Origin of the sequence: Bacillus spongiae, from assembly GCF_037120725.1 — a bacterium.
Taxonomy (GTDB): domain Bacteria; phylum Bacillota; class Bacilli; order Bacillales; family Bacillaceae_K; genus Bacillus_CI; species Bacillus_CI spongiae.
Genome location: NZ_JBBAXC010000018.1, coordinates 26,114 through 51,505 on the forward strand (window position 1 = coordinate 26,114; position 25,392 = coordinate 51,505).

Below are 25,392 nucleotides of genomic sequence, written 5' to 3' on the forward strand. Positions count from 1 at the left end.
TATTGAACTTCCCCTTTTTGTACAACTTTCTTTCTGGGATAGTTAGAGTAAAAGACTACTTTCTCTAATAGACTATTTTCTTTTCATATCGTGTTATACAATGGGGTCAAAGAATTGAAGCTCTTCTCGTGTAGTACTGTCTTTTCCTGTATCATAAGAAAAATTCCCGATTTTTTGTTTTATGAGTGAAAATACATGTGGATCATTCTGAATCCAATATTCCTCTAGTAAGTGAAAAATCTCCTTGCCCTCATGTAAAGCATCCTCATAAAGCTCAATAAATGAAGAGGATTTTTTTTCTTGCTCATTAGTTGGGTGTAGCCATTCTTGTTTTTTTTCATTTAAATAGTCTTTATTCGGAAAACGTTTTCTGTGTGAAAAAGGTTTTATCTTTCCGAATAGAAGTTTATTTTTTAAGCCAGAAGGGTCATGGAAAAATTTAAAGGCTTTAATCATATCTTGGTAAGACTCATTTACGAAGCGAGTTGGCGCAAGTTTTATGCTATCAGGAAAATATTTCTGAATTAGTCGGGTTAAAAGATCTTCTATTGGGAAAAGAATGTTTTCCCCAACCTCAATTTGTTCATAGGCTGGATGATTCCATGTATCAAGGTTTCGTTCTCTTTTCACCATTAAGGTATCAATGGTCGTTTCTAATAGTTGATGTTTATAGCCTTCTTCCCCTGATCGAAAAATGATGTAAGGGTGTGTTTTACGGTCTAGAATATGATGGGTAATGAAACCGAGTATATAGGCTCTAACGTTGAGGTCGTTAGTTTCCCTTCCTTCTTTAATCATATCCATTAAAAACGGACCACAATGCTGATAATGAATATTTAGTCCAATTTGTGGTACTTCGGATTTTTTCCATGGCCAGAACCGATGATAGAAAAAGGGGTCTGGGCCCTGTGATCCATAACGATAATAGGATTTCTCTTTATTATTGAAAGTGATTAAGGGGACTTCCTCTAATAGTCGTTCAGCAAACACAATATGAGTCCAAATGTTTGGCATATGAACAGCTCCTTACTTAAATGACCTATTAAGCAAAATGTACCACAGTTAATGAACTTTGTGTGAAAAAATTACACTTTGAAAGGTTTTAGCAGGATGAACTAAACAAATAGTTTAGTTAGTTTTCTTTAATTGATAACCCTTGGAAAAAATAGAGCTCAAATAATTGGGCAATTTCTTCTTTATTTAAAGATTCATTCCTCTTTTCCCAATCAAATATTAAGGCCTTATACAGTTTTAACAAGAGAAAGGCTGTTAATTTAGGATCGCAAGGTCGAATTTCTTTTTTGTCAATGGCGGTGATTACTTTTTGTTCAATAAATAAAATAATGGCATCCTCAACTCGAATCATTACCTCTTGGACGGCAAGGGTACCAATTTGTTTTTCCTCTTCTACGAGCTTAATCATTAGTTGGTGTTTCTTTCTAAACTCTAATATTTTGTAAAGAGATTGATGAGCATTTTCATAAAAGGATAAATTTGAGTCAAAAACATCCTCTGCTTCTTTTTTCATTTCTGTTATCATTGAAGAGATTATTTCATCGAATAATTCTTCTTTATTTTTAAAAAAAGTGTAAATGGTGCCTTTTCCTACGTTAGCTAATTTTGCTACTTGTTCCATAGTCGTTGCTTTATAACCAAATGATGAAAAAGTTCTTTCCGCTGCATCAATAATTAATTGTTTTCGGTTAATATACATAACATCACCTCACTGTGATTATGACCATATGACTAAGAAGGTCATTTGGATTGACAGTACTATATGCTATTGGATATTGCAAGGTGTATTTAAACAACAGGAAGAAAAGAACCGACCACTGTGTGTCTGTTCTTTTCTTAACTTTTCTTAAGAGGATGGTCTATGTTTGTGTAAACCTCTTTATTCTACCGATTCGTCAACAGGCGTTGGCTCCGTAAAAAATTTATCCAATGCTTCTATACTTTTAGAAAAATTCAGTTCTAATACAGCTCCTGCATGACCAGTTCTTTTATTCCTATAATTGTTTCCAACAGGAATTCGCATCGTATCAACGGATTCTAGTGGATGTAATAAAACATCAGAACTTAACGTAAGTATTTGTTCCACTGATAAATCGGTTGTAACATATTTAAGTGTACTTTCTACTAGAGCTGGTGCTTTTACGATTCCAACAGTGGAATTTAATTTGTTGAGCAGTTGATTCATTACTTCAACGAGAATTTCTTGTTGACGGCCAACACGACCAAAATCACTGGAAGCGTCATGCCTAAAGCGCGCATATTTTAATAACTCTTCCCCATGTAATACATTTTCACCAGCTTTTAATTTTAAGCCCATATCATCAATGATCTTTTGCTCAACATTTACCTTTATCCCTTCAGGTACTAATGTATCCACAATATTTACAAATCCTTCAAAATCAATCGTAACATAATAATCAATCTCAATTCCGAAGTTTTGATGAATGGTTTGTTTAAGCAATTCATGTCCGCCATTAAAAAAAGCAGTATTTATTTTATTATAGACATGTTTATCGTTTGGAACTTTGACGTAACTATCCCGCATGATGGATACAACCTTCAAGGAATGTTTTTTTGAATCGTAGCGAACAACAAGAATGGTATCCGTTCTATATTTTTTCTCACCTTTTCTTTTATCTACCCCTAAGACAAGAAAGTGAATAGGTTTCTCTTTTAAGGTTTCTTTGAAACCTTTATCTTCTCCAGTTGAATTTTGGATTGGCTGCTTGCTTTCAGGAGTAGATTGGTTCAGGTTTTGACAACCGAGCAAATTGGTCATACAAATAAGTATCCAAATGAACAGTATTTTTGTAGCTCTCATTCATGCACCTCCTTAAGGTCTTAAAACTGAGTTAGTTATAGCGTTTGCGAGTAATTGCAAAATCATTAAGGTAAATGTTAGAAAGTTAACATGCAATTTAATTTATTTTTAGGTCACTAAAGCTACAGCTAATCATGAAAAAAAGGTAATGTTCCGTTAACATAGAGGTAAAAGGAGCGTTAGAATAATAAACAGAATAGTTCGGTCGGTTTTAATATTTTTGTTGAAACATTGGGAGGAATTCATCGTGAAAGAAAGAGTGGTCATTTTTGATGGGGTATGCTTGTTATGCCAAGGAACGGTTCAGTTTATATTGAAGCATGATCATAAGGAGAAATTTCACTTCGCTTCCTTGGAGTCGGATGCGGTAGCAGAATTATTGAGCGAAGAAAAAAAGATTATGGATTCTGTCTTACTTTACGAGCATGGAAAAGTATATAATCAATCAACTGCTGTATTAAAAATTCTAAAGGAATTACGAGGACTATGGTCTCTTCTTTACATATTTATCCTTGTCCCCAAGCCACTTCGTAACGTTGTTTATCGATGGGTTGCAAAAAATCGGTATCATTGGTTTGGCAAAAGTGAGACGTGTATGATTCCAAAGCCGGAGTGGAAAAATCGATTTTTATAAAAGTTAAAATAAATGTTGACCTTCACGTAACGTCATATTTTATGATGAAATTGAGGTGAGATATTATGTATAAAGTCAAGGAAGTGGCGGACCTTGTTGGGGTTAGCGTACGGACCCTTCATTATTATGATCGAATTCAACTGCTACCACCTCATTCGGTTTCTTCTGCGGGTTATCGCCTCTACTCGAATAAAGATCTTGAACGATTACAGCAAATTTTATTTCTGAAAGAAATGGGCTTTTCGCTAACAGATATCGGAGAAATTCTAGATAATCCTAGCTTTGATCGGAAAGAAGCACTGGAATATCACCGGAAAGTACTGTTCAAAAAGAAAAAACGCTTGGAGGAAATGATTCAAACGGTGAGCCGGACGTTAGATGCTATGGAAAGGGGGAGCAAAATGAATAAAGACGAAATGTTTAAAGGGTTTGATATGAGAGATATCCAAGAATATCAAACCAAATATGCTGAGGAAATAAGAGAGAAATACGGGAAGGAAACGGTTGAACGTGTAAATCAGAAAACCTCTACTTATTCTGAAGCTGATTGGGAACGAATTCAACAAGAACAGAAAAAGGTTTTTGAGCGAATTGGGGCGCGAATGCCTTTTGGGCCTGAGGATGAAGAAGTTCAACGAGCAGTCACCGCCTGGCGCCAGCATATTACGGCTAACTTTTATGACTGCACTGTTGATATTTTTCGAGGGCTAGCTGATTTATATGTAAATGATAAACGATTCAAGAAGAATATTGATCGTACGCAGAAAGGTTTGGCTTAATTTATGAGAGATGCGATGTATATATATTGTGATCGACAGTCTAACTAATCAACCTTTCAACGAAATGAATTTATAAGAGAAGAGATAAACGAGTATGCAGAGAAGCCTGTCTCCTTGATTAGTAGGAGGCGTTTTTTTGTTGGTTTTCTCACGTGGTAAATAGTTTGAAAATTATGGTAGGATAAAAGGAATGTTTGTTGAAAGGGGAGAGGATCGTTGGAATATCAATCACCTAAACATATTATTGCAGTTTCGGCTTTAGTCATGAACGAAAAAGATGAAGTATTATTAATAAAAACTCATAATCGAACAGATACGTGGGAGCTACCAGGTGGACAAGTAGAAGAAGGTGAGCCACCCCACCTAGCAGCAGAAAGAGAATTCTTTGAAGAAACAGGAATTGAAATGAAGGTAGAATCTGTCACAGGTGTTTATTATAATGTGACGAACGAGCTTTTATCACTTGTTTTCAGAGGGAAATATATCGGGGGGAACCTATCGCTACAAGAGGAAGAGATAAAAGAAGCGAAATTTATTCCATTAACGGAAGAAAACCTTTCTTTTTATATTACACGCCCACATATGGCATCAAGAGCGTTAGACGCTTTAAAAGGAACCGGAACCCTGCCTTATGAAGCCTGGACTGTAAAGCCATTTAAACAATTAAAAAGGTTAGAGTAAAAAAAATTAATACAGATTTCTCTAGGAAGACTAAGACTATAAAAGAGTTAGGCTTTTTCATGAATAAAGGGACCGGGTACATACCAGTTTAAATTTATAAAGAATTTACAATATATTCCTTACACTTTTTTAAGAATTCAATTTATTTATTAAAAAAAGGACATCCCTTATTAGGAATGTTCCTTTTCTATTTAATCCCATTAGATTTTATGCGCAGGTTTATCTATTTTCTCACGAATATGGATTTTATCTATTAAGGAAGATTTAATGAAACGTAAAATTGATTTATCCTCTATTTATGTTTATCAGGCTGTTCTTGAACATGATATTCAGAGTATAGATGAGTTTTTTAAGTGGATTCAAAAATATGATATGAAGGAATTTTCGACTTGGACACCAAATTTAAGTGAATGATGTAGCTTTTATACTAATGTGTTTTAATTTAAGCCCCTATAATGTCTGTTATTTAAATGAATTTATTTACGGTTTTCGACCTCGTGTTCATAGAATAACGATTATCTTTTTAACAAATAGTAATAGAAATAAAAATTTCTCCAATTGAAAGGGGTATAGGGTCTTGAATAAACCAAATAGTTATAAAATAGATATTTTCATTAGATATTTGATTCTTGGTGTTTCTTTGCTTTTTTTTAGCACAATTTATGTTACTAGTGTTAAGGCAGATACGAAGGAAGAAGTGCTGGCGGATGTTACTCACTTTTTAGAAGCTACGAAGTCATGCAATATTGATGAAATGATGAAATTCTCTCATTATTATCATAATGTCATGAATGTAAAGGAATTCTATACAAAAATTTGTGAAGAATTCCCTTTGCAACAAGCTAAAATTACAGATTTAAAGGTAATTAATAACGAAGTGGCCGCTGTGTCGATTGAGTCGACGTATAAGGATAGGATATCGATTAATACAAAGCCTGTTATACAAAAAAATGGGGAATGGAAAATAATAAATGGGATTTCCGGACCAGAATACATTGAATCTTCTGGCCAAAGAGATCATACAGAAGCAGAAGTTGAAAATGACTTAATGGAATATGCTAAGGCATTAAAGGATGGGAATAAAAATAAAGTGAAAGAACATTTACTGATCCCACCACAAATTGGAATGGAACACCTTACGAACCATCTTCAAGCACTTAATAAGGAGCAAGCACCAGAGGTGACACCACTTGAAATTAATATGATCAATGATTCCGTTGCCATCGTTCAATTGCAAGCGAAATATAGCCATTTTCAAACAACTTCGACTCAAATAGTTTATAAAGAAAATGGACAATGGAAGGTGGTTTTTGGGGTCAATTTAGTAAATTCGAGTATTCCTAACAATGGGCAAAGTGTCGAAATTAATTAAACCGTATTAACTTTTCAAGAAAAGCGCAACTCTAATCTGTATAAATTAGAACGAAAAACCGCAGGTATGATATTAGCTGTGGTTTTTTTCGATTTACAAAGAAACTGAGTAGTTGTAATAACATTTAATATGCGCATACATTTTTTATTGAGCAAACAGTTAAAATGGTTGAATAACTTATTTACGTGTTTATGTTAAAATTAGGAATTAGATAAACTTTTATATAATTTAGGGGTGTTATTTTGGAATCGAAGTTAGGGAAACTAGTAATATATTTTTTTTACTTCAATGCCTTCTTTTTATTACAATAGCTCCATTTCATGGGCTAATAGCAATTGTTGTATTTCTCTATCTGACACCAATATCAGCGTTATTAGGAATTTTATTCACAATATTAGAACTAAAAAAAGGTGTAGGTAAAACCCTTCCTATTACTGTGCCTTTATTCAGTATTTTGGTTATTACTGTAGCTGTATATTTCTTATTTGGATATTCATTCGGACTCTAGGTATTTAAAAGTAAGAATAAGTAATACCAATATTAATGTAGATTAAAAAAATAGCTTTAGATTGTTAAGCAAAATAATAAATCTTTGAAATCGAGTATTCAGCGATTGGGCGCTTTTTTGGAATAGAGAAGCCCCCTTCTCATGAAAAGGTGAAGAAGGAACATGGATTAAATGATAGAATTTATATACATAAGGATGGAAAATATATGATACTGAAAGACCAATTATTAATTAGGAATATGAACAGTAATGACTTTGGCTTGATGGTAAGGTGGTTGAATGATTTAAAGGTTTTGGAATTTTACGAGGAGTCTCCTTTAAACTTAGATAAAGTAATAAAAAAATACGGTCCAAGAGTTGAAGGGAAGCATTATGTTAAACCTTGTATTGTAGAACATAATAATAATCCAATCGGATATATACAATACTATGAGATTCAAGAAGCCGAATTGAAGAAATATGGTTATTCAGAAAACAAAAATATCTTTGGAATAGACCAATTTATTGGCGAAACTCAATTATGGGGTAAAGGAATTGGTACATCAATGATTTTATTGATTCTAAATTACCTTAGTAAAAATAAAAGTGCCTCAAGGGTTGTATTGGAGGTGAAAAATAATAATACTAGAGCCATCTCGTGCTACGAGAAGTGCGGCTTTAAAAGAATTAAAGAACTTAATGATGACCTAAACTTAATGGAGTGGATACAGATTGACTAATGAAAGTCCTTTTTAAGCAATTGGGTGCGCTAATCTAACATCGCGCTTTTATTATGTTTGAAAAAGTTTTTGTAAGGTTTGAGTTTTTTTAAAATGATTGTTACTGAATGAAAGGGCAGCTGTTGGAAGACTTAGTAAAAAATAATAAACTAATGCTCATTATAGATGGAGTGGGGTTTTTATGAACAAAGAAAAGCTTTTCAGGGTACTTGCTAAATGTAGTTTCATTATTTGCGTGGGTGTTTGGGTTCCAAATATAATATTTCATGTGGCTAGTCCTCTTTGGATGATAACTTTTATTATTGCTCCAGTTGGAATAGTATTCGCATCCTTGATAAAAAACTATTGGTTAATTATATCTAATACTCTTATGTTGTTTAGTTTTTTTATTCTGATGTTTATTGGCTATTATGTAGGTTACATAACTGATGGGAAACCATAATACTTAAGTGAAATCGAGTCTTAAACATTAGGGGCTTGAAGACTTTACCCTTTTAAGATTATCTCAAATTCAGACCTTTGGCAGCCGGGCGCTAATTTAGAATAAGAATCAGCGTTCTTTTTTGTGTTTGAAAGAGAATTAATGAAATAAAGGTATAGGAATATAAGTTACAATCAAATTGGATTATGAATACAAAAATCGGGCACAAGAGTTGACGTTCAAAACGAAGACTAGATCTCCCCTTATTAAAGCAATGGCCAGGATTTTAAATAAATATTTGAACACCAGCTGTTGCACTTTACTCAATGCTTACATTGAAAAAATTTAAAAGAGTTGAGAAGCTTAGGGAAGAATTGAAAAAAATAAATAAACGCCAAGCACCTGAAGGTCTACAAAAAATTTAAATGATTTACTTTTTTCTATTAAAGCAGTTTTATCTTGAAGACTGTTAGTAATCTCTATTAAGAATGTCTCGAATTCAAGTTAGGTGAAAAAATGAATTTAGGTTTGAGAATAACATTAAGTATAATCGGTCTAATCTTATGTATAGCAGCGATAGATTACTTTTTTCCACAGGGAGTAATCAAATATATATTAATTGGCTTTACAACAGCTTTATTTTTGTTCCTAAATAATGCAAAAATCATGAAGAGAAAATAGTGTGGATTTAGGTTAACATATTAATAATTGGTTATTTAAGAGATATTTTTCATATTAAAAGAATCGTAATTTTTTGGCACATTTCTTGAATATAATACGGTGGTAATGTTTTTCACCTATCCTTCATTAGCCCATAAACTAAAAGTGGGGTGATGAATGTGTTAATACAGAATCAAATGGACGAAGCTGTGTATCACCAAAAATATTTTCGTCCATCTAGTTTACCAGCTTTGAATTTGAGATTTGAAACTTCAGAGTTCTTCAATCCTTATTATGAAAAAACTCAAGACCAAATCCAGGTGCCTACAGAGCTGACAAAAAACCCTGAAGATACTCTTGTCAATTATTTTAGCATTTTGCGTGAAGCCGAAAACATGGGAGGACGTCATTGCGGAACGGTTGGTTTTGCTCGAATTCCTTTTCCACTTGCCTACAATTTTTTATCTGAGGAGTATCAAAAAGAATTAAGCTATGAAGACTATTTAAATTCGTTTGCTGGGGTTGGGCATACGAGTTTGATCAAGCTTTGTCGGGTGCCAGATGGAATAAGAGGATTACGTTTTTTTTATGAAATTGAAACAATTGAAGGATTTAAGGACAAGAGAGCGGAGTATTTTGGTTATTCTTACGGATTTATTCAGCTTGATCAAGAGCAAAAAGGTTATCGTATTTCAGATGTGCAGCAGTTTCCTGAGGATTTTTTATGCGCACCTTACCACCTCTGGCAACATAACGCGGAAGCAGTTGTCGATGTGAAATATGGGAATTGGTGCAAGTTAATTCAGAAAAGGTACCCAACGACAAAAAATGGTTATGTTAAACATATTTATTTTCACGGTAACGATGGCGCTGATTATTATTTTATTTTTTTTACATTAACAAATGGGACTGACATAGAAATTGCTCAATATCGCAAAGTAGGTAATGAAAAGTGGAAACAGGTAAAATTGAACCCCGAAGAAGAATGTTAAAAGGAAGAAGTGGCTGGATAAAGTAATACATTTCTTGTGTTCACGGGGTACTTCGTTTAAACAGGAGCAAAAGCAAATGACTATTACTTATATTATCTTGAGAGTAAGTCCTCTGTTAATGGGCACAACAATGAAATGCTGATGGGAACTTCCTTAATGAGGAAGTTCCCATTTCCTTATTCACTACTATGATCTATAAGTAATATTCAAAAGAAAAAGCCTTTATTCTAATTCCTGAAATAACCCAACCCTATTTCCATCTGGGTCTTTAAATGAACACCAAGCTACAGGTACGCCCTCGCGAGTATTGACTTCTTCAATCTTTAAATTCAATGCATTTATCAAACGTTTACGCTCCAAATTGATGTCTTCAACACCTAGTCTTAACGGACCGTTATCCTTTGTGGGCAACCCTTTTGCTACTTGCAGCCAAGCTCCTTTTACAATTTCCCATTCAGCAAAATTTTCATGTGGAATGAAGTCTGGTTCCCGATTAAATAATATCTCATACCATTTTATCCCTTGTTCATAATTCTGAACGAGAACCTGGAATGTTACGCCTGTATGTTTTTTCATTTTAACTCCTCCTTATTTCTTTCTGATTACATTTTATCGGGGAGTTGAAAGGTTGTATTGTAAAAATCGGACACATTAATTGAAGAAGGTTTTCTTCCTATTCGCCTCTTAAAATCTTTTATCATGTGTGATTGATCATAATATTCATCTGCCAAAAATTCAGCAGGGAGCTTATATAACCAATCTGCCAAAACAGTTTGAAACCGTATAACTTGGCTAAATTTTTTAGGACTTAACCCTATACGCTCTTCAAAAAGACGATTCATCCTTCTTTGTCCAATGACTTCTTTTTTGCTTAATTCTTCAATTGAATAATTACCGCGCCCTGTAACAATTTGATAAAGTATATTATTAAGAAGGGAATTTTGATGCAGAAGCTTCCCTTTCTTGATAGCCTGTGTAAACACTTCGTCACAAGCAACAATCATATTATTTATATTTTTTGCTTGGTAAAGTTCATGATGAAGATTTTTAATTGCAGGTGAGATTAATTGGTTTAAATCCACAGCATTTTCAGCAGTGTCTTTTGCCCTTTCACTAATAAAATAAGCAGAGCTTCCAGTGTAAAAGCGTATTCCAAATGTAATTTTTCCAGGATTGTATTGTTCAGTTATTTTGAATGGACTTTCAAAAATGCCAAAATATTTTATTGAACTGGTTTGGTTTATTTTATCGTATTCATATAAAATATCTGTGCAGCCATCAGGAATGATTTCATATGTATATTCTGTAATTTGTTCCTCATAAGGAGTGGCACTCCAATAACAATAAATATAGGGATGAAGTGATGGTGTAGGTTTGTATTCCTTATATTTAGTATATGGACTTGGCATAATTGTTGGCTGAAATAAATCAAAGCGAGTAATTTAAAACACCCTCTAACGGTCATTTTCTCTATCAGTATATTCAAGTAACTAGGTTGATTCTCCTTCTTAATAAATGTTGAATTTTGGAGGATTTATATTACAAGCCATAGAGATATATTAATAGAAGAATCTTAAAGTTTTGTTCAGAAATCGGGGGCTTATCCAGTACAGGATGAGCTTTTTTGTTAAAAGTCTTTACTTAGTAAGCTATTGGATTTTGAAAGATTAGTATTCAGTTAACGGGTAGGATAGGGGTATATAAACAGTTTAATCTCAGAAAACAGAGATGGACATTTTGAAGGCCATTTAAATGAGCAATTAAAATGGGTTTGATTTATTACCATAAATAGGGTATGATAATAAATATTAAGCTATCTTGTTTTGCAAGGTAGCTTTATTTAGAAAAGGTATCTTGTATTACAATATAGCGATAAGGATGAAAAATAATGTCTTTGAGAAGTCAATTATTAAAAGGAATTTTAGAGGGATGCATTTTATCAATCATTGATATAGAAACGATTTATGGTTATGAATTATCACAAAAACTTCAACAATTTGGCCTAAATGGCGTTAGTGAAGGATCTATTTATCCAATTTTGCTTCGTCTTCAAAAGGAGGGATTAATTAAAGGTGAAATGCGAGCTTCCCCGTCAGGACCTAAACGAAAATACTACCAACTTACCAATATGGGGGAAAAAGCATTATTTGAGATTCAAGAAGAATGGAAAAATATTCAGAAACCTGTTGATAAATTATTGAATAGGGGTGTTGGTGATGAACGCTAAAGAGCTAATTCAATTAAATAACAAAAAACGTAAAGTACTTACAAAAGAAAATGAAGAGTATTATGACAAAATGTTAGTCTATATTCGAACAAGTATAGTCATTTCGGAACAACAATCAGAAGAATTATTAATGGAACTTTTAGATCATATAATCGATGCACAGAATGAAGGAAAACGTGCAGAAGATGTGTTTGGAAAGAATCCCTCAGCTTATTGTGATGAAATGATCAAACAGTTACCTAAAGAACCATGGAATAGTACATCATTTTTTATAGGCTTTTTGTTGCTTAGGCTAGCAGGGTTGTTAGCTGTAGTAAATGGAATAGGAGATATTATTATCCACTATCTTAAAGGTAGCGATCAGACAGTTTATATAGGAACAATATTTGTTACTTTTTTAGTTCTTGCTGCTATTATTTTTCTCGACATTTTATTGATTTTCAAATGGCTGCAACTTTCTGTTTACAAAGTTTCAAATAAAGTTAAAGATTTTTTCTTAATTTTTTTGATTGTGACTATCTCACTTCTAATTATGATGTTTCTAACAAAAATAATTCCTCCCTTCGGATATGCAATTGAAATGGGAGGTTTCGTATACCTAATAGTTGGTGTAGCAATACTTATCACTTCAAAATGGCTAGATCGCAAATATCATTTCACAAAATAATGTTTAAAGAATAGAAAGGATTTAGTGTTTTATTTCACCTGAGAATTTATTAAAGCTTATACGGGAGAGTGAAATAAAAACAACTGCTGATTCTTTATATTGTCTTACTTTCAAGAAGGACTCATAAAGATAGTTGAGGAATATACTTATAGAGATTATCGAAGTGAAAAAGGTAAAATTGAACTTTATAACATTGACCAAATGATGAAAGAGTAATATCTTATTCTGTTCACAAAGGGTTAGAGGAAAAGAAAAATACATGTTATTTTTAATTTTACGGCCAAAGAGCGCAATTCCGAAACAAGGATTAGCCATTTATATAAAGAACGGTAACCGAAAATTCAATTATTGTAACTAGTATAGAGGGAGATTAGTCCTACAGGTATAATTTCTTCCAATGAATAATAAAAAACAACAAATTGTGGTAAGACATCAATATTATAAAATAAAGTTGATCTAAGGAGGAATTGAACGATGACTTCAGAAAGCCATGTTCTTACGCAAAGTCAAATAGCAGAGTTATTTTCTAATGGTAATTTTGAGCCTACTTTTCCATTCCTAGCAAAAATAATTGAATGGAATATCGTAGGTGACAAAACCCTAGTAGGTAGGGAAGCGGTAATAGAAGAATGCAAGCAAACCTCAAATTATTTCAAAACTATAACTACTAAATTCACTACATTGAATGTAATTTCCGAAAAAAATTGCGTGGCAGTAAATGGAACAGCTGAATTTATTCGCAATGGTGAACAATTATCTTTTGTTTCAGCCTGTGATGTCTACATTTTTAATGATAAAAATGAACTGCAAAGAATTGATTCTTATTGTATCAAATGAGACGCTTTGCTTTCTCCTATCAAAAGTATTTGTTTAGGCTTATAAGGATGGAAGTTTCAGAAAGCTACATACAAATCTCTGTACAAAGATATTCTTCTTGATAAAACACTAGTATTCAAGGAATATCTCTAGTACTGTGATGTTTTCTTATATAGTCAGCAACTGGCTGGTTGTATTTTTATAGACTATTATTTAGGTGTAATTACTTTTGTTCCTCATTTTCTAAGCTATCTTACTTAACAATTTAAAAACCTTATATTTTATCAGGTAGTGTTAATAAATAAGTACTTACAATTTTATGGTAGTTGCAATATTAAAAAGTTCGATTTCACAATATGAAATCGAACTTTTTCGTTACCCTAAAAACTTCTTTTAACACCATGTATCGAGACTCCTATCAACGTTTAACTCCACAAATCCCTAAAGTACTGTTAGAAACTTAATTTTTTTACTTTGCATTGACCAAATGAAGTTGCTTCTATTAAAGTGCGCAAATCTAAACTAAAGATTTGTGTTCTTTTTATTAACAGACCATACTGTTGAGTTAGATTATGTGCAGAATTCGTTAACAGAAGTTACCTTATTGTTTTTTAAGGAAAATAAAATATCAAAAAATAATTGACATTAAACTAACTTCAAGGTTTAGGATATACATATGGTAATAAGTTCTTGAAAAGGAAATGGCAGACAAATATTTCGTTGGGATGGCGGATTTATAATGGTTTCTTGGGAGAAATTTGATGAAGGGATTGAATGGTACACAACCCATTTCGGATGGGAATGTCTTGATCAAGTTCAAACACCTGTCGGTAAAAAAGCATTTTTGAAAATGCCGAAAGAAGGAGTTATTACTTTAAAAGCGTTGGACTCCGATTGTGAACATCTTCAAAATGATGAAGAAGCAGAAGAAGGGAATTTTAAATTGTGCTTTGAGGTTGGTGATTTAAAGAGAACGGTAGATTATTTTAACCGGCACAATATTGAATATACTGAAGTAGTGCCACTAATCAATGGCATGAAGAGTCTTGATGTATTTGGTTTTGAGAATGCTAGGTTAACTTTATATGAAAATATTAAAGAAAAAGATTCGTTTCCAGATGCAAGAGTATTAGGGTTTGGTGAAGTGCATTCTAGCATTGGGGTTACTGACATCGGTAGGTCAGTCGATTGGTATACCACTCATTTAGGATTTTTGGAAGTCTCTGTAGGTCAAGAGCATGCTCATCTTCAGACAGAAGATGCATATGAAAAACATGTCCTTCATAATTCGTTTATGAATAATATCTTTCTTGAGAAAATAGATAGACAAGTAAAAGGAAATCCGTCTGTCCGTACATATTTTGATATCCGACCGGAAGATTTCGATGAAACATATCAAAGGTTACTAGACAAAAAAATTGTACCATCTAAAATTGCTGGAAATCCGAAGGAGGGGTGGGGTGGATTTCATTTTTTCGATCCTGATGGAAATCGAATAAATGTATGGTCGTACCCTATACTGTAAAAATGGAGAGTGACGATTGTGTTTATGACGATTCAACAATTCTCTCATAAGACTGGGATTCCTCCGAGTACATTGCGTTTTTATGATAAAAAAATGCTCCTCGTACCTGAAAGTAGATTTGAAAATGGTTATCGAGTTTATTCAGAGGACCAGCTATTTGAAGCTTTCATGATCAATTCATTGCGCAACGCAGATATTCAAATAGAAGATATTAAAACATTTTTATCAGCCACTGAGGAGTTAAAGAACAAACTCATTTGGAAGTGGAAAGATGATGTGAAATCTAAGATATCAGCCTTAAAAATTGCAGAAAAGTACCTGGGAGGATTAACGCCTAAAGAGAACCATCTCCATTTAGTTCGCTGGGGTGAGCAGGTAAACTTTGTATGGATTTCACATACAGTAGAGCGCAAACTAAAACCCTTTCATGAATTTATGGTAACAGATCGTGAATTATTAACCGAATCAGGATACAAGTTAGGCGCTGATTCATTTGTCAGAATTATTGAGACAAAAGGGAAAAAAATGAAAGGGGAAGTAGGTTTTATAGTCGTTGGGGAACCTCCAAAAGTGAGCGATGATGCTGTTATGGAAACCATGGAACCCACTTTATTTGCTAGTATGGATTGCTTTACAGGTAATGAGTTCCTATGTTTCAGTTTCATTCAACTGATTAGGCAATACGGATTTATACCAACAGGCTCAAAAATCGAAAAGTATGAAACACCACAAAGCGAAACATTTCAATACCTAATACCTGTAATGAATTCCAATTAATCAAGGAGGAGAAAGTATGAAATTTAAAAAACTTGAAAGAACATTTAAACTTGTCGGAATGAAACATAAAGGGGAATTCAAAAACTATGGAAACGAAGTACCAATGAATGCTCAGAAATTTATGAGTAGGGTGGACGAAATATCAACCCACACTGGAACGGAAATTGCCCTATTTGAGCCTAAAAAGGGAGATGCTCATCTTGAAGGAGAGTATTATGTAGGAATTATTGTGCCTGATTCTATTACAGAAACCCCTTCAGAAATGGAATATATTGAAGTAAAGGATGAATTTGTCGTAACGAGAGGGAGTATTATGGAAGTTGGTAAACTTCATTCTAAATTAGGAGAATGGGCGAAAGAGCAAGGATATCATAATAAACAAGATTCATATATTATAGAAACTTATCATCCTGTAGAAAACGGAGAAGAAGTGGAAATCTATCTACCTATAAGATAGATACGAAAGAAACACTTTATTTATGGGAATACGTTAGATGCTTACTCATCGATTGGGCGCGCTTATTTAATAGCGTGTCTATTCGTGCGGTTATATTGTTAATAACGCAGTTTGTCATCTTCTTTCCTTGTATTGCGATCTCGTTTCTATGGTTCTGTTTGCCTTCAGCATATGGGAGCTTATCTGAAATAAGATAAGCGTTTTTTAGTGGAAAAATGATTGAATGGAAGGTTTTGTTTTGAAATAATTGGTATAAAGCAATTGGGTAGTTATCAGAGTAAGAACTTTAGATATATGTTTACTAGATTTAGAAGTGAGGAGGTCTATATGAGATCAGTTACTATCGGAATAATTTTTATAATGCTTTTTATAACAGGGTGTCAAACAAATAATGAGGAAGTAGTAAATACACACGGTGAAATAGAAAATTTAAAAAGGTTAAATTCATTTATTCAGAGTGTAGAAAATCAAAGTAATGATGTCATAGACTATGTGCGGTATGGAATTGAAGGACAACGTGGATTGATGACACTAACCTTTGATGGTGAGCAGGTTAATGTTTCTTATAGTGTAGATGGAAATTTTATAGAAAAATTCAGTTGTAAAAAAATAGAAATTGAGAAGGGAAATGAGATGAAAAAATATATACTTGTTCAATGTTCGGGCAACTTTAATGGTGATTTAGAATTACTATCTGTTCCGAATAAGTGAATTACTTAATTTAAGGTGTTTTAACTTTTTAATGCTAAAATTAGGATTAAATTGAATAGACGAACTGAGATAACAACTAAATGAAATGGAGGTAAGCAAAGTGAAGCTAGTAAGGATTGCAGAATATGAACTTGAAATCGACTATGATAAGACTTTATCCTACTATCAGAACTTGCCTCTTATTGGTGAAGAAGACCATTGTGAGTGCTTATATTGTAAGAATTATGGACTAACACCATCTATTTTTCCTAATATTATAAAAAAAACTACTAAGTGATATGGGAGTAAACCCTAAAAAAGGTGCAGAAGTGAACCACTTTTACGAGGGAAAAAACAGTAAGAATATGTATGTTGCAGATTACACGGTGTTTGGGAAGGTGTTAAATGAAGCAAGTGAAAATATAATAGATATCTATCGCGAAAATGATGAAGATTACTTTAGTATTGGATTTGAAAATGTTCAAACTATAGAGACCGATTCGATAAGAATGAGTTCTTATATTAATGCATTTTTACCGTGGTTACTAGAGGAAAGTCCTAGTTAATCCTTATTTTTCGACCGGGCGTGCTTATTAAATAGCGTGTCTATTCGTGCACGGAGCCGGCCTGTTTAATAACAAAAAAGATATTATGGTAAAAAGAGGAAGGTTATATTACGGGCCTGTACTTACATTAATGTAGCCATATATTAAGGTGCTGGGAACTAAAACAAATCTTTCTGGTTTAACAAGGATAATGATTTTTCATTACAATGACAGTTGAAGCATGGATAACTCTTCACGAAAATTGAGGTTTTTTTAAGTTCAGAATAATTTGTGACAATGAAGAGTATGTACAGGTGATTTCCAACTTTTTATAGAAAAGTATGAAGTAGGAATGCATTTAGTGAGGTGTTAGTATTAAGCAACGAAGTTTTTCACAAAAGAAGAATTCATATTTATTACTGTTTGGATTAGGTATATCAAATCTAGGAGACTTTATTTATCTTGTTGCCATTAATATTTTAGTATTACAACTTACCGGCTCAGCAGCTGCGGTTGCTGGTCTATGGATTATTGGGCCTATAGCTTCGATGTTAACTAAATTTTGGTCTGGGAGTATAATAGACCGTTTAAATATTCGAAGAATAATGATTGGAACAGACATCATTCGTGCAATTTTAGTGGCACTTATTCCTTTCTTCAATTCTATTTGGCTGATATATGCATGTCTATTTTTTCTTTCCATTTCAAAAGCTTTCTTTGAACCTGCAGCTATAACCTATATAACGAATATTGTTCCTGAGAAAGGTAGAAAACAATTCAATTCATTTAGAAGCTTGATTTCTTCAGGTGCCTTTTTAATTGGTCCTGCTATTTCTGGAGCATTACTACTTATTACTTCTGTTAATATATCAATATGGATTAATGCATTTTCCTTTGTTATTTCTGCTATTTTAGTGTATTTATTACCAAACGTGAATACTGATTCTACTAATAAAGTAAGAAAGATTAGTTTGGAAATATTGAAAAATGATTGGAAGGAAGTATTTAAATTCAGTCGTAGCAACCTATTTATTGTCAAAGTGTACTTTTTAGCTCAATTCTTTATGATTGTCGCACTTGGAATGGATGCTCAAGAGGTTGTGTTTACTCAAAAGGTGCTAAACTTATCAGAGACAGACTACGGAATGCTCATAAGCTTAACAGGAGTAGGCTCAATTTTAGGAGCAACTACTGTTTCGCTGGTGGCTAAATATTTGTCAATAAGAGCTTTAATATCCGTAGGCTATTTTATGGTATCGGTTGGCTATCTAGTATATGCGTTCTCTTTTTCATTTTGGGCAGTAGCTATTGGGTTTATGCTATTAGGGTTTTTTAACGCATTTTCCGGTACAGGGTTTATGACTTTTTACCAAAATAATGTTCCTATTAACATGATGGGGAGAATTTCTAGCATTTACGGCATTTTTCAAAGCTTTCTTCAGGTAATCTTTATTTTATTGATCGGCTTTACAGGTGATATTATTCCGGTTAGATACAGCATTATTGCTGCTTCCACATTAATGGTATTGCTAAGTATTCTGCAAATCAGGTGGGTGCTTATGCCGAGCAAATCAAGCTACTTTGAAGAAGAGGTAGAACTCAAAAATATTGCTTAATGTTTTCCATTGCCCTCTTTAATGATCTTCCCTTCAAATAAAGGGGTTTAACTTAAGACCATAAATGGGGATCTTAAGCATTCATATCTTATCCACAAGGCGCGATGGAATAATCGCGTTTTTATATTGTTTAAAAAATGGTTGTAAGAGCCCTATAGCTTTGAAATAATTGGGAGTAAGTTTTAACAAAGTTAGAATGAGGTGGCAGGTATGAATGATTTAAATAAGACGGTCTTACGAAAACACATATACGAAGACAATAAAAAAAGGATGAAAAGTATGGGGAAAGTTTTGGGGACATTTATATTGCTCATGTTTTTTAACATACTATTTTTTATTGGCTTAGCAAGTTTTTTTATGAGTGATCTTCAATACGAGACACTAATCTATACATTTAGTACAATAATAATAATATTGTTGTCCCTTCTCATCTCTTTACTTGTCTACATAATTAGTTATTTAAAAGAGAAGTTGTAATCATTCCTCCTAATTACAATAATAGTTTTACTAAAATCTATTATGACCATTATTCATACTTTTCCAATTCAAGTCTTCAGCAAATATGTGTACATATGTCTTTTTCATGAATAGGAGAAGGAATTAATGATAGGGGAGATTGAAATGAAAATAAGCAAAAACAATGCTGAACATTACATATGGGGAGATAATAGTGATGGGTGGCATTTAGTGAAGAATCAAGATTTAAGTATCATTCATGAATGTATGCCAGCGAATACATCTGAATTAAAACATTATCATCAACAAGCGCGCCAATTTTTCTTTATCTTATCAGGTATAGCAACCATTGAGGTAGATGGGAATGAGATAACCTTATATCCACAAGAGGGAGTTGAAGTTCCTCCTTTGGTACCACATCAAATGTTTAACAAGTCAAATAAGGAAGTTGAGTTTTTAGTGATTTCCCAACCTACAAGTAAAGGTGATAGAGTTTTTGTGGAATGAGGAAAAGTTGAAGTAATTTTTGGAGTTTATCTAGATATTGGAGGTTATGATGACGAAATACTATATAGTCGTGACCTATGACGTTTGTGTACATAATAACCTATACGAAAATATGAACGAATACCCAATAGATATGTCTATTAATATAGATCAGCAAATAAGTGAATTTGCAAAGATGAATGGTTGCTCCTTTACTAAAGTTATATGAATCAGGTACAAGTGATTCTAAAGAATTAAAATTAAAAGAATATGAGTGTGGTTGTAATCAATAGTCTTTGTGCTAAAAAATTGTTTTGTCCTGTGATTGGGCGAATTGCAAATGAAACAGATAGAAATGATTGATTTTTTTATATAAATCAATACTGAACCTTTAGGAGAAAAAGCCATTTTGATGTACTTTTATCAAAATGGCGCTTCTCTTTTTTTGTGTACGATTTCACGTAAATCTTTACTAAGGTTGAGGGACGATGTCTTTTGTTAAATAAGCATCAAACGTAACCCCAAGATTTTCACCGACTGTAAATGGAGTTAGGTTGATTTTGAAATAGCCACTAGCGCCTATTTCAATATTGTAACCAACCATGGTCGTTGAAGACTGCATGTCTAGTTGTGCAATACCATCACTATTGGTAAATTGTTGATCCTTTTGTATTTGGTTTCTTACAAGACGTACATCTGCACCTTCTAATGGCTTTCTTTGTGCCAACAATTCATCTACAGTTGTAATTTTGTTGGGCGCACTTAATGAATACACTGTTATTTCGGACGTGTTAGTTTGATTAAGAATTTCATCAAGATTTGGCGGTACTGAAATGATAGGTGTTGTAAAGTTCAATGTAACCGTAACACCTTCCATATCATTTGTGGCAAAGCTACTTCCACTAGGAGGATGAAATGTGGGTAAAGTAGTTACTGTATTCACACTTTGACCAAGTCCATTGGCAGTAGCTCGTCCAAATCCATTAGAGTTTGTTGTAAACGGATTTATCGAAACCGATGGATTATCTGTCACAGTCACTACTTGAATATCTTGAATAGGCATGAGGTTTCCCTTATTATCTTTTCCAAAAGTATAGACTTGTAGAGCATCTGACATAATCTCACCTCACTTCTAATTAAATTGTACAAATATTCATGGAGATATTTCACCTAGTAAGGAAGAATTAAGAATAGGTAAAAACGAGAGGCTTAATGATAATCTCGAAAAGCTAGTAAAATGACCTAGATTGATAGAGTAGGATTAAAATGGTGAAATATAATAGTGAATAATGTAATAAAATCTACTCTTCTACAGTATATGTTGAATTATCTTTCATGTTCGTGAGGGGTGGCGATTATTTGAAATATATTTAAAATTACTATTGGGGATATAGTTTAATAAGGCTTAATTAGCTGAAAGCAAGGAATAGACATTCGTATCATATGGAATATTATTTTGATACATATAGTTTCTGAGAACCCCTTCTTTTTCAAATCCTAACTTGGCTAATAATTTATTAGACTGTTTGTTTTCTGTAAAAACAACTGCTCCAATTCGAGTAAGCTTAAGCTCGTTAAATCCATAGGATATAACGTTCATTATTGCTTCAGTTGCATATCCATTTCCCCAATGTTCTGGCAAAAGTGCATAAGCAATATCAGCTCTCTTATGTTCGGAAGACCAATCATGAAAACCAATCGTTCCAATAACCCCTTTTGTTCCGTTTATTTCAATGCCCCATTTAATTCCTCGTTTTTCCTTGTAATTAATAGTAAAATTTTTAATTATATTTTTCACCTGTTCTAGATTTGCTAATGGTTTTTGACCATAGTGTCGTAAAACATCTTCATTTGAAAAACAATTTAAAATGTCTTGTGCATCATTTTCTATTAGTTCTCTCAATATTAGCCTTTCTGTTTCTATTTTTGGAAACATGATCTCACTCCTTGTCTAATAGTTTTACTTCGTATCCTATGTAAGTATCTATGATTAATTACAATTATTTCAAACAACCTTAATTTTCACAAGAAGTTATTTAGTATAGCTATTTCGACTACCTTAAGGGTTAATACCTAGTTAACCAAAAAGCATGGCTTTATTAAATAAAAGGAAGCAAATTTTAAACATGATTACAATGTGTTCTTCTATGATTAAGAATTTTTACAATTTAGGTCTGAAAAATTTTAAACGAACATAAAATAATTGGTTTTTTAAGAATGGAAGTTAAATGGAAGAAGGTGTTTCCCTCTTAGATAGCGAAAACTGTATAAGGAATTTATAACACAGAATAGAAGGAGGAAATAAAGTGAGCTATGAAATTATAACGTTACCAGGCTATCGAGCAGTAGGATTAAAATGGGAGGGCACATTTTCTGAAATCGTACCGAATTTAAAAAAAGTTATTCAACAAAGTGAAGACCGAGCAAATGAATTAGAATATAAGGTGAATCCGAGCATTCAATTAGGCTTATCTTATCATACAGTTGAAAATGGGTTCGCACATTACGCTGTGTATGAAGTGAGTGAGGAGCAGGAGATTCCTGAGGGGATGATTGAAATAAAGGTTCCTGAATGGACGTATGTGAAGACTACACATAACAAAGGAGAAGATATTGAAAAGACATATACAGATTTACATCAATGGCTATTTGATAGTGACTATACCACATTTAAAGAAGCTGGTGTAGATTACTATGATCCTATGCCAATTAAACATGAATACTACCCAGTTAATCGTGATCAGAATGACTCGCATTTTGATATTTATATACCGATTGAAAAAAAATAAGGTTGCTTATTGCATGGCATACAGCTACTAATCTAGTATCAAAATGGAAAACAGATTCGATTTTATTCAGCCCAGCAAAGCACCGGTTTGTATAAGAAGAAATACAATCACTCACTGTAGCGGTTGGATAATAAAAATTAACGAAACTTCACTTTTCCCTTCTCTTAACTGAGAGGGAATTTTTTTGTTTATTATTATTTTTTTAGCTATATAAACCATCAAAATATCCAATGGGTGATTAAACTGATGAAAGTTGGGGTACGGATTATAAGTACCTTAAATAAACCTTAACTCCTTCGTTTCTTACTTATCTTAAGTTTATACGTTACTGAACGGCCGACTCCGCAAGGCCTACAGGATGTAGGGCATGAAGGCGTTACGACAGGACGTCGTGAATTTAGCCTTCGTTCCTTGATGTTGTCCAGCTTCGTCGGGTAGCAGCTCGGGGTCATTTGTCAAATCACTCCGGAAATCAGGATTTCCTACGAGCTTCGCCAAATGCCTGTCGCTGCTGAACGACCCGACTCCGCATTTCATGTTGTCCAGCTTCGTCGGCTTGTGGCTCGGGGTCAACTGCCACCCCACTCCGAAGGTCAGGACCTTGTACGTGTTGCGTCAGTTGCCTGTCGCCCCAGAACGAGCCGACTTCGCATTTCATGTTGTCCAGCTTCGTCGGCTTGTGGCTCGGGGTCAACTGCCACCCCACTCCGAAGGTCAGGACCTTCTGCGTGCTGCGTCAGTTGCCTGTCGCCCCAGAACGACCCGACTCCGCATTTCTTTTTGTCCAGCTTCGTCGGGTAGCAGCTCGGGGTCATTTGTCAAATCACTCCGGAAATCAGGATTTCCTACGTGCTTCGCCAAATGCCTGTCGCTGCTGAACGACCCGACTCCGCATTTCTTGTTGTCCAGTTTCGTCGGCTTGTGGCTCGGGGTCAACTGCTACACCACTCCGGAAATCAGGATTTCCTGCGTGCTGCGTCAGTTGCCTGTCGCCCCAGAACGAGCCGACTCCGCTTTTCATGTTGTCCAGCTTTGTCGGGTAGCAGCTCGGGGTCATTTGTCAAATCACTCCGGAAATCAGGATTTCCTACGTGCTTCGCCAAATGCCTGTCGCTGCTGAACGACCCGACTTCGCATTTCTTGTTGTCTAGCTCCAGCGCCTAACGTCTAGTAAACTTGGTCACTCCTCCTTACGATAAGTCAACATTGACTCGCTGCGCTCCTCGTGTTTCCTTTATCTCGTGCGGAGCGGTTCAAGTTTATACGACGTTGATCAGGCGCTTCCGCATTTCTTGTTGTCCAGCTCCACTGCCCAGCGTCTAGTAAACTTGCCCTCTCCTCCTTACGATAAGTCAACATCGGATTCCTACGAAATCCGTGTTTCCTTTATTTCATACGGAGAGGAGCAAGTTCATACGTCGCTGAACGGGCAGTTCCGCATTTCTTGTTGTCCAGCTCCGTCGGCCAGCGTCTAGTAAACTTGCCCTCTCCTCCTTACGATAAGTCAACATCGGATTCCTACGAAATCCGTGTTTCCTTTATCTCATACGGAGCGGTTCAAGTTTATACGACGCTGAACGGCCTCATCCGCATTTCTTTTAATTTTCTGAATTTTAGTTGACTTTTTTTTCTGTTCAAGTTATCTTTTTATTGAGTGATATTACATTATTTTTAGTTTACGAGAAAAATACGTTATATAAAGAAATGTAGTTTTCTATGTATTTTTTCTTGTTCTTTTTGTATTAAGAAATGGGAACGCTTACAAAGGGGGCTCTTGCGTGACGAATATCCTTTCATTCGAAGAGTTAACGGAAGAAGAAAAGCAGCATCAATTTCTTCAAAGAATTCAAGCTGGAGAGAAGATTGAGGCAGATGATTGGATGCCTGAAGAATATCGAAAAACGTTGATTAAGTTGATTTCGATGCATGGTATTAGTGAAATTATGGGTGCGCTTCCGGAGAAGGAGTGGGTACCAAAAGCACCATCATTACGTAGGAAGCTTGGAATTATGGCAAAGGTGCAGGATGAAATGGGACATGGTCAGCTATTGTTACGTGTGGCAGAGGATTTAATGAAGCCTTATGGCAAAACGAGAGAAGAGATTATGCAAGATTTGTTTTCCGGAGATTTAAAGTTTCATAATGTGTTTCATATGGAAGCGCCAACGTGGGGAGATGCAGGGCTGATAGGATGGTTAGTTGATGGTGCAGCCATTATTACCCAAACGAATATGTTAAGTGCATCTTATGGTCCTTATGCACGTGCGCTAAAACGAATTTGTGCAGAAGAGGTCTTTCATGCACAACATGGAGAAGCGATTATTATGGCTCTAGCGGAAGGAACACAAAAACAGAAAATACTTGTACAGGAGTCATTGGACCGTTGGTGGGAAGCCTTGCTAATGTTCTTTGGTCCAGGTGATTCATCAACGACAGGTTCTTCGAAACAAGATATAACGATGAAATACAACATTAGGACGAAATCAAATGAAGAATTACGTCAAGACTTCTTCTCAAAATATGTACCAAGGATTTTGTCTCTCGGTCTACGGTTGCCGGATGAGACGATGCATTATGACGAAGAACAAGAACGATGGATTTACAAACAACCTAATTGGAATAAATTTAAAGAAATCATTCGAAATAATGGTCCGAAGTCGAAGGAACGTCTTCGCTTAAGGCAGCTTTCCTATGAGAATAACGAGTGGGTGAGAGAAGCGTTAAGTTAAAAAAACGAGG

General features: G+C 34.2%; 29 protein-coding genes. 20 read left to right on the top strand and 9 right to left on the bottom strand.

Annotated elements, in window-relative coordinates; all coding sequences use genetic code 11:
* Nucleotides 1-93: 93 nt before the first annotated feature.
* The 3 genes from WAK64_RS18095 to WAK64_RS18105 form a co-directional block, all read right to left on the bottom strand.
* Nucleotides 94-1,014 carry a zinc dependent phospholipase C family protein gene (locus WAK64_RS18095; protein WP_336588410.1) on the bottom strand — a complete coding sequence of 307 codons (921 nt, stop codon included), beginning with the start codon at nt 1,012-1,014 and terminating at the stop codon, nt 94-96.
* A gap of 118 nt (nt 1,015-1,132) precedes the next feature.
* Nucleotides 1,133-1,714 carry a TetR/AcrR family transcriptional regulator gene (locus WAK64_RS18100; RefSeq protein WP_336588411.1) on the bottom strand — a complete coding sequence of 194 codons (582 nt, stop codon included), beginning with the start codon at nt 1,712-1,714 and terminating at the stop codon, nt 1,133-1,135.
* 180 nt (nt 1,715-1,894) lie between these two features.
* Nucleotides 1,895-2,836 carry an LCP family protein gene (locus WAK64_RS18105; protein ID WP_336588412.1) on the bottom strand — a complete coding sequence of 314 codons (942 nt, stop codon included), beginning with the start codon at nt 2,834-2,836 and terminating at the stop codon, nt 1,895-1,897.
* A gap of 247 nt (nt 2,837-3,083) precedes the next feature.
* Between WAK64_RS18105 and WAK64_RS18110 the strand changes: the two genes are divergently transcribed.
* The 7 genes from WAK64_RS18110 to WAK64_RS18140 all read left to right on the top strand — a co-directional run bounded on the left by WAK64_RS18110 (nt 3,084) and on the right by WAK64_RS18140 (nt 9,602).
* On the top strand, nt 3,084-3,470 hold the full coding sequence (locus WAK64_RS18110) for a thiol-disulfide oxidoreductase DCC family protein (protein WP_336588413.1): 387 nt from the start codon (nt 3,084-3,086) through the stop codon (nt 3,468-3,470).
* Nucleotides 3,471-3,532: 62 nt separating this feature from the next.
* Nucleotides 3,533-4,249, top strand: a complete 717-nt coding sequence (locus WAK64_RS18115) for a MerR family transcriptional regulator (RefSeq protein WP_336588476.1) — start codon at nt 3,533-3,535, stop codon at nt 4,247-4,249.
* A 216-nt stretch (nt 4,250-4,465) separates the two neighbouring features.
* The gene (locus WAK64_RS18120; protein WP_336588414.1) at nt 4,466-4,930 is read left to right on the top strand and encodes an NUDIX hydrolase; all 465 of its coding nucleotides are present in this window, start codon (nt 4,466-4,468) and stop codon (nt 4,928-4,930) included.
* A gap of 267 nt (nt 4,931-5,197) precedes the next feature.
* Entirely contained in the window at nt 5,198-5,344 is a 147-nt protein-coding gene (locus tag WAK64_RS18125) for a hypothetical protein (protein WP_336588415.1), read from the top strand.
* A gap of 163 nt (nt 5,345-5,507) precedes the next feature.
* On the top strand, nt 5,508-6,302 hold the full coding sequence (locus tag WAK64_RS18130) for an LYR motif-containing protein (RefSeq protein ID WP_336588416.1): 795 nt from the start codon (nt 5,508-5,510) through the stop codon (nt 6,300-6,302).
* Nucleotides 6,303-7,016: 714 nt separating this feature from the next.
* Nucleotides 7,017-7,529, top strand: a complete 513-nt coding sequence (locus tag WAK64_RS18135) for a GNAT family N-acetyltransferase (protein WP_336588417.1) — start codon at nt 7,017-7,019, stop codon at nt 7,527-7,529.
* A 1,260-nt stretch (nt 7,530-8,789) separates the two neighbouring features.
* Nucleotides 8,790-9,602, top strand: a complete 813-nt coding sequence (locus WAK64_RS18140; protein WP_336588418.1) for a hypothetical protein — start codon at nt 8,790-8,792, stop codon at nt 9,600-9,602.
* Between the two features lie 222 nt (nt 9,603-9,824).
* On the opposite strand, the gene WAK64_RS18145 is transcribed toward WAK64_RS18140, so the two are convergent.
* Together WAK64_RS18145 and WAK64_RS18150 are read right to left on the bottom strand one after the other, a co-directional pair.
* Nucleotides 9,825-10,178, bottom strand: coding sequence for a VOC family protein (locus tag WAK64_RS18145; RefSeq protein WP_336588419.1), 354 nt, complete (start codon nt 10,176-10,178; stop codon nt 9,825-9,827).
* Nucleotides 10,179-10,204: 26 nt separating this feature from the next.
* Nucleotides 10,205-11,011, bottom strand: coding sequence for a helix-turn-helix domain-containing protein (locus tag WAK64_RS18150; protein WP_336588420.1), 807 nt, complete (start codon nt 11,009-11,011; stop codon nt 10,205-10,207).
* A 479-nt stretch (nt 11,012-11,490) separates the two neighbouring features.
* On the opposite strand from WAK64_RS18150, the gene WAK64_RS18155 reads away from it, so the two are divergent.
* The 11 genes from WAK64_RS18155 to WAK64_RS18205 all read left to right on the top strand — a co-directional run bounded on the left by WAK64_RS18155 (nt 11,491) and on the right by WAK64_RS18205 (nt 19,885).
* A complete protein-coding gene (locus WAK64_RS18155; protein WP_336588421.1) occupies nt 11,491-11,829 on the top strand; it encodes a PadR family transcriptional regulator in 339 nt (112 codons plus the stop codon).
* Nucleotides 11,819-12,496, top strand: coding sequence for a DUF1129 family protein (locus WAK64_RS18160; RefSeq protein WP_336588422.1), 678 nt, complete (start codon nt 11,819-11,821; stop codon nt 12,494-12,496). The genes WAK64_RS18155 and WAK64_RS18160 overlap by 11 nt, the downstream gene beginning before the upstream one ends.
* A 474-nt stretch (nt 12,497-12,970) precedes the next feature.
* A complete protein-coding gene (locus tag WAK64_RS18165; RefSeq protein ID WP_336588423.1) occupies nt 12,971-13,333 on the top strand; it encodes a hypothetical protein in 363 nt (120 codons plus the stop codon).
* A 718-nt stretch (nt 13,334-14,051) separates the two neighbouring features.
* Nucleotides 14,052-14,837 (top strand): VOC family protein, encoded by a 786-nt coding sequence (locus WAK64_RS18170; RefSeq protein ID WP_336588424.1) that lies wholly within the window; start codon nt 14,052-14,054, stop codon nt 14,835-14,837.
* Nucleotides 14,838-14,861: 24 nt separating this feature from the next.
* Nucleotides 14,862-15,614: a MerR family transcriptional regulator gene (locus tag WAK64_RS18175; protein ID WP_336588477.1), complete on the top strand. Its 753-nt coding sequence runs from the start codon at nt 14,862-14,864 to the stop codon at nt 15,612-15,614.
* A gap of 16 nt (nt 15,615-15,630) precedes the next feature.
* On the top strand, nt 15,631-16,071 hold the full coding sequence (locus WAK64_RS18180) for a GyrI-like domain-containing protein (RefSeq protein WP_336588425.1): 441 nt from the start codon (nt 15,631-15,633) through the stop codon (nt 16,069-16,071).
* A 327-nt stretch (nt 16,072-16,398) separates the two neighbouring features.
* Entirely contained in the window at nt 16,399-16,782 is a 384-nt protein-coding gene (locus WAK64_RS18185) for a DUF4362 domain-containing protein (protein ID WP_336588426.1), read from the top strand.
* 100 nt (nt 16,783-16,882) lie between these two features.
* Nucleotides 16,883-17,059 carry a hypothetical protein gene (locus tag WAK64_RS18190; protein ID WP_336588427.1) on the top strand — a complete coding sequence of 59 codons (177 nt, stop codon included), beginning with the start codon at nt 16,883-16,885 and terminating at the stop codon, nt 17,057-17,059.
* Nucleotides 17,060-17,090: 31 nt separating this feature from the next.
* Nucleotides 17,091-17,327 (top strand): hypothetical protein, encoded by a 237-nt coding sequence (locus WAK64_RS18195; protein ID WP_336588428.1) that lies wholly within the window; start codon nt 17,091-17,093, stop codon nt 17,325-17,327.
* A gap of 398 nt (nt 17,328-17,725) precedes the next feature.
* Nucleotides 17,726-18,922, top strand: a complete 1,197-nt coding sequence (locus WAK64_RS18200) for an MFS transporter (RefSeq protein ID WP_336588478.1) — start codon at nt 17,726-17,728, stop codon at nt 18,920-18,922.
* 621 nt (nt 18,923-19,543) lie between these two features.
* The gene (locus tag WAK64_RS18205) at nt 19,544-19,885 is read left to right on the top strand and encodes a cupin domain-containing protein (protein ID WP_336588429.1); all 342 of its coding nucleotides are present in this window, start codon (nt 19,544-19,546) and stop codon (nt 19,883-19,885) included.
* 451 nt (nt 19,886-20,336) lie between these two features.
* Here the strand turns inward: WAK64_RS18205 and WAK64_RS18210 are convergent, their stop codons facing one another.
* Together WAK64_RS18210 and WAK64_RS18215 are read right to left on the bottom strand one after the other, a co-directional pair.
* Entirely contained in the window at nt 20,337-20,981 is a 645-nt protein-coding gene (locus tag WAK64_RS18210) for a hypothetical protein (protein WP_336588430.1), read from the bottom strand.
* A gap of 288 nt (nt 20,982-21,269) precedes the next feature.
* On the bottom strand, nt 21,270-21,800 hold the full coding sequence (locus WAK64_RS18215) for a GNAT family N-acetyltransferase (RefSeq protein WP_336588431.1): 531 nt from the start codon (nt 21,798-21,800) through the stop codon (nt 21,270-21,272).
* A gap of 370 nt (nt 21,801-22,170) precedes the next feature.
* Here WAK64_RS18215 and WAK64_RS18220 point away from each other — a divergent pair, with 370 nt between their 5' ends.
* Nucleotides 22,171-22,653, top strand: coding sequence for a GyrI-like domain-containing protein (locus WAK64_RS18220; protein ID WP_336588432.1), 483 nt, complete (start codon nt 22,171-22,173; stop codon nt 22,651-22,653).
* Nucleotides 22,654-23,367: 714 nt separating this feature from the next.
* On the opposite strand, the gene WAK64_RS18225 is transcribed toward WAK64_RS18220, so the two are convergent.
* The gene (locus WAK64_RS18225) at nt 23,368-23,514 is read right to left on the bottom strand and encodes a hypothetical protein (protein WP_336588433.1); all 147 of its coding nucleotides are present in this window, start codon (nt 23,512-23,514) and stop codon (nt 23,368-23,370) included.
* A gap of 339 nt (nt 23,515-23,853) precedes the next feature.
* Nucleotides 23,854-24,012: a hypothetical protein gene (locus tag WAK64_RS18230; protein ID WP_336588434.1), complete on the bottom strand. Its 159-nt coding sequence runs from the start codon at nt 24,010-24,012 to the stop codon at nt 23,854-23,856.
* A gap of 419 nt (nt 24,013-24,431) precedes the next feature.
* Here WAK64_RS18230 and paaA point away from each other — a divergent pair, with 419 nt between their 5' ends.
* Nucleotides 24,432-25,382, top strand: coding sequence for a 1,2-phenylacetyl-CoA epoxidase subunit PaaA (gene paaA, locus WAK64_RS18235; protein ID WP_336588435.1), 951 nt, complete (start codon nt 24,432-24,434; stop codon nt 25,380-25,382).
* Nucleotides 25,383-25,392: the final 10 nt, after the last annotated feature.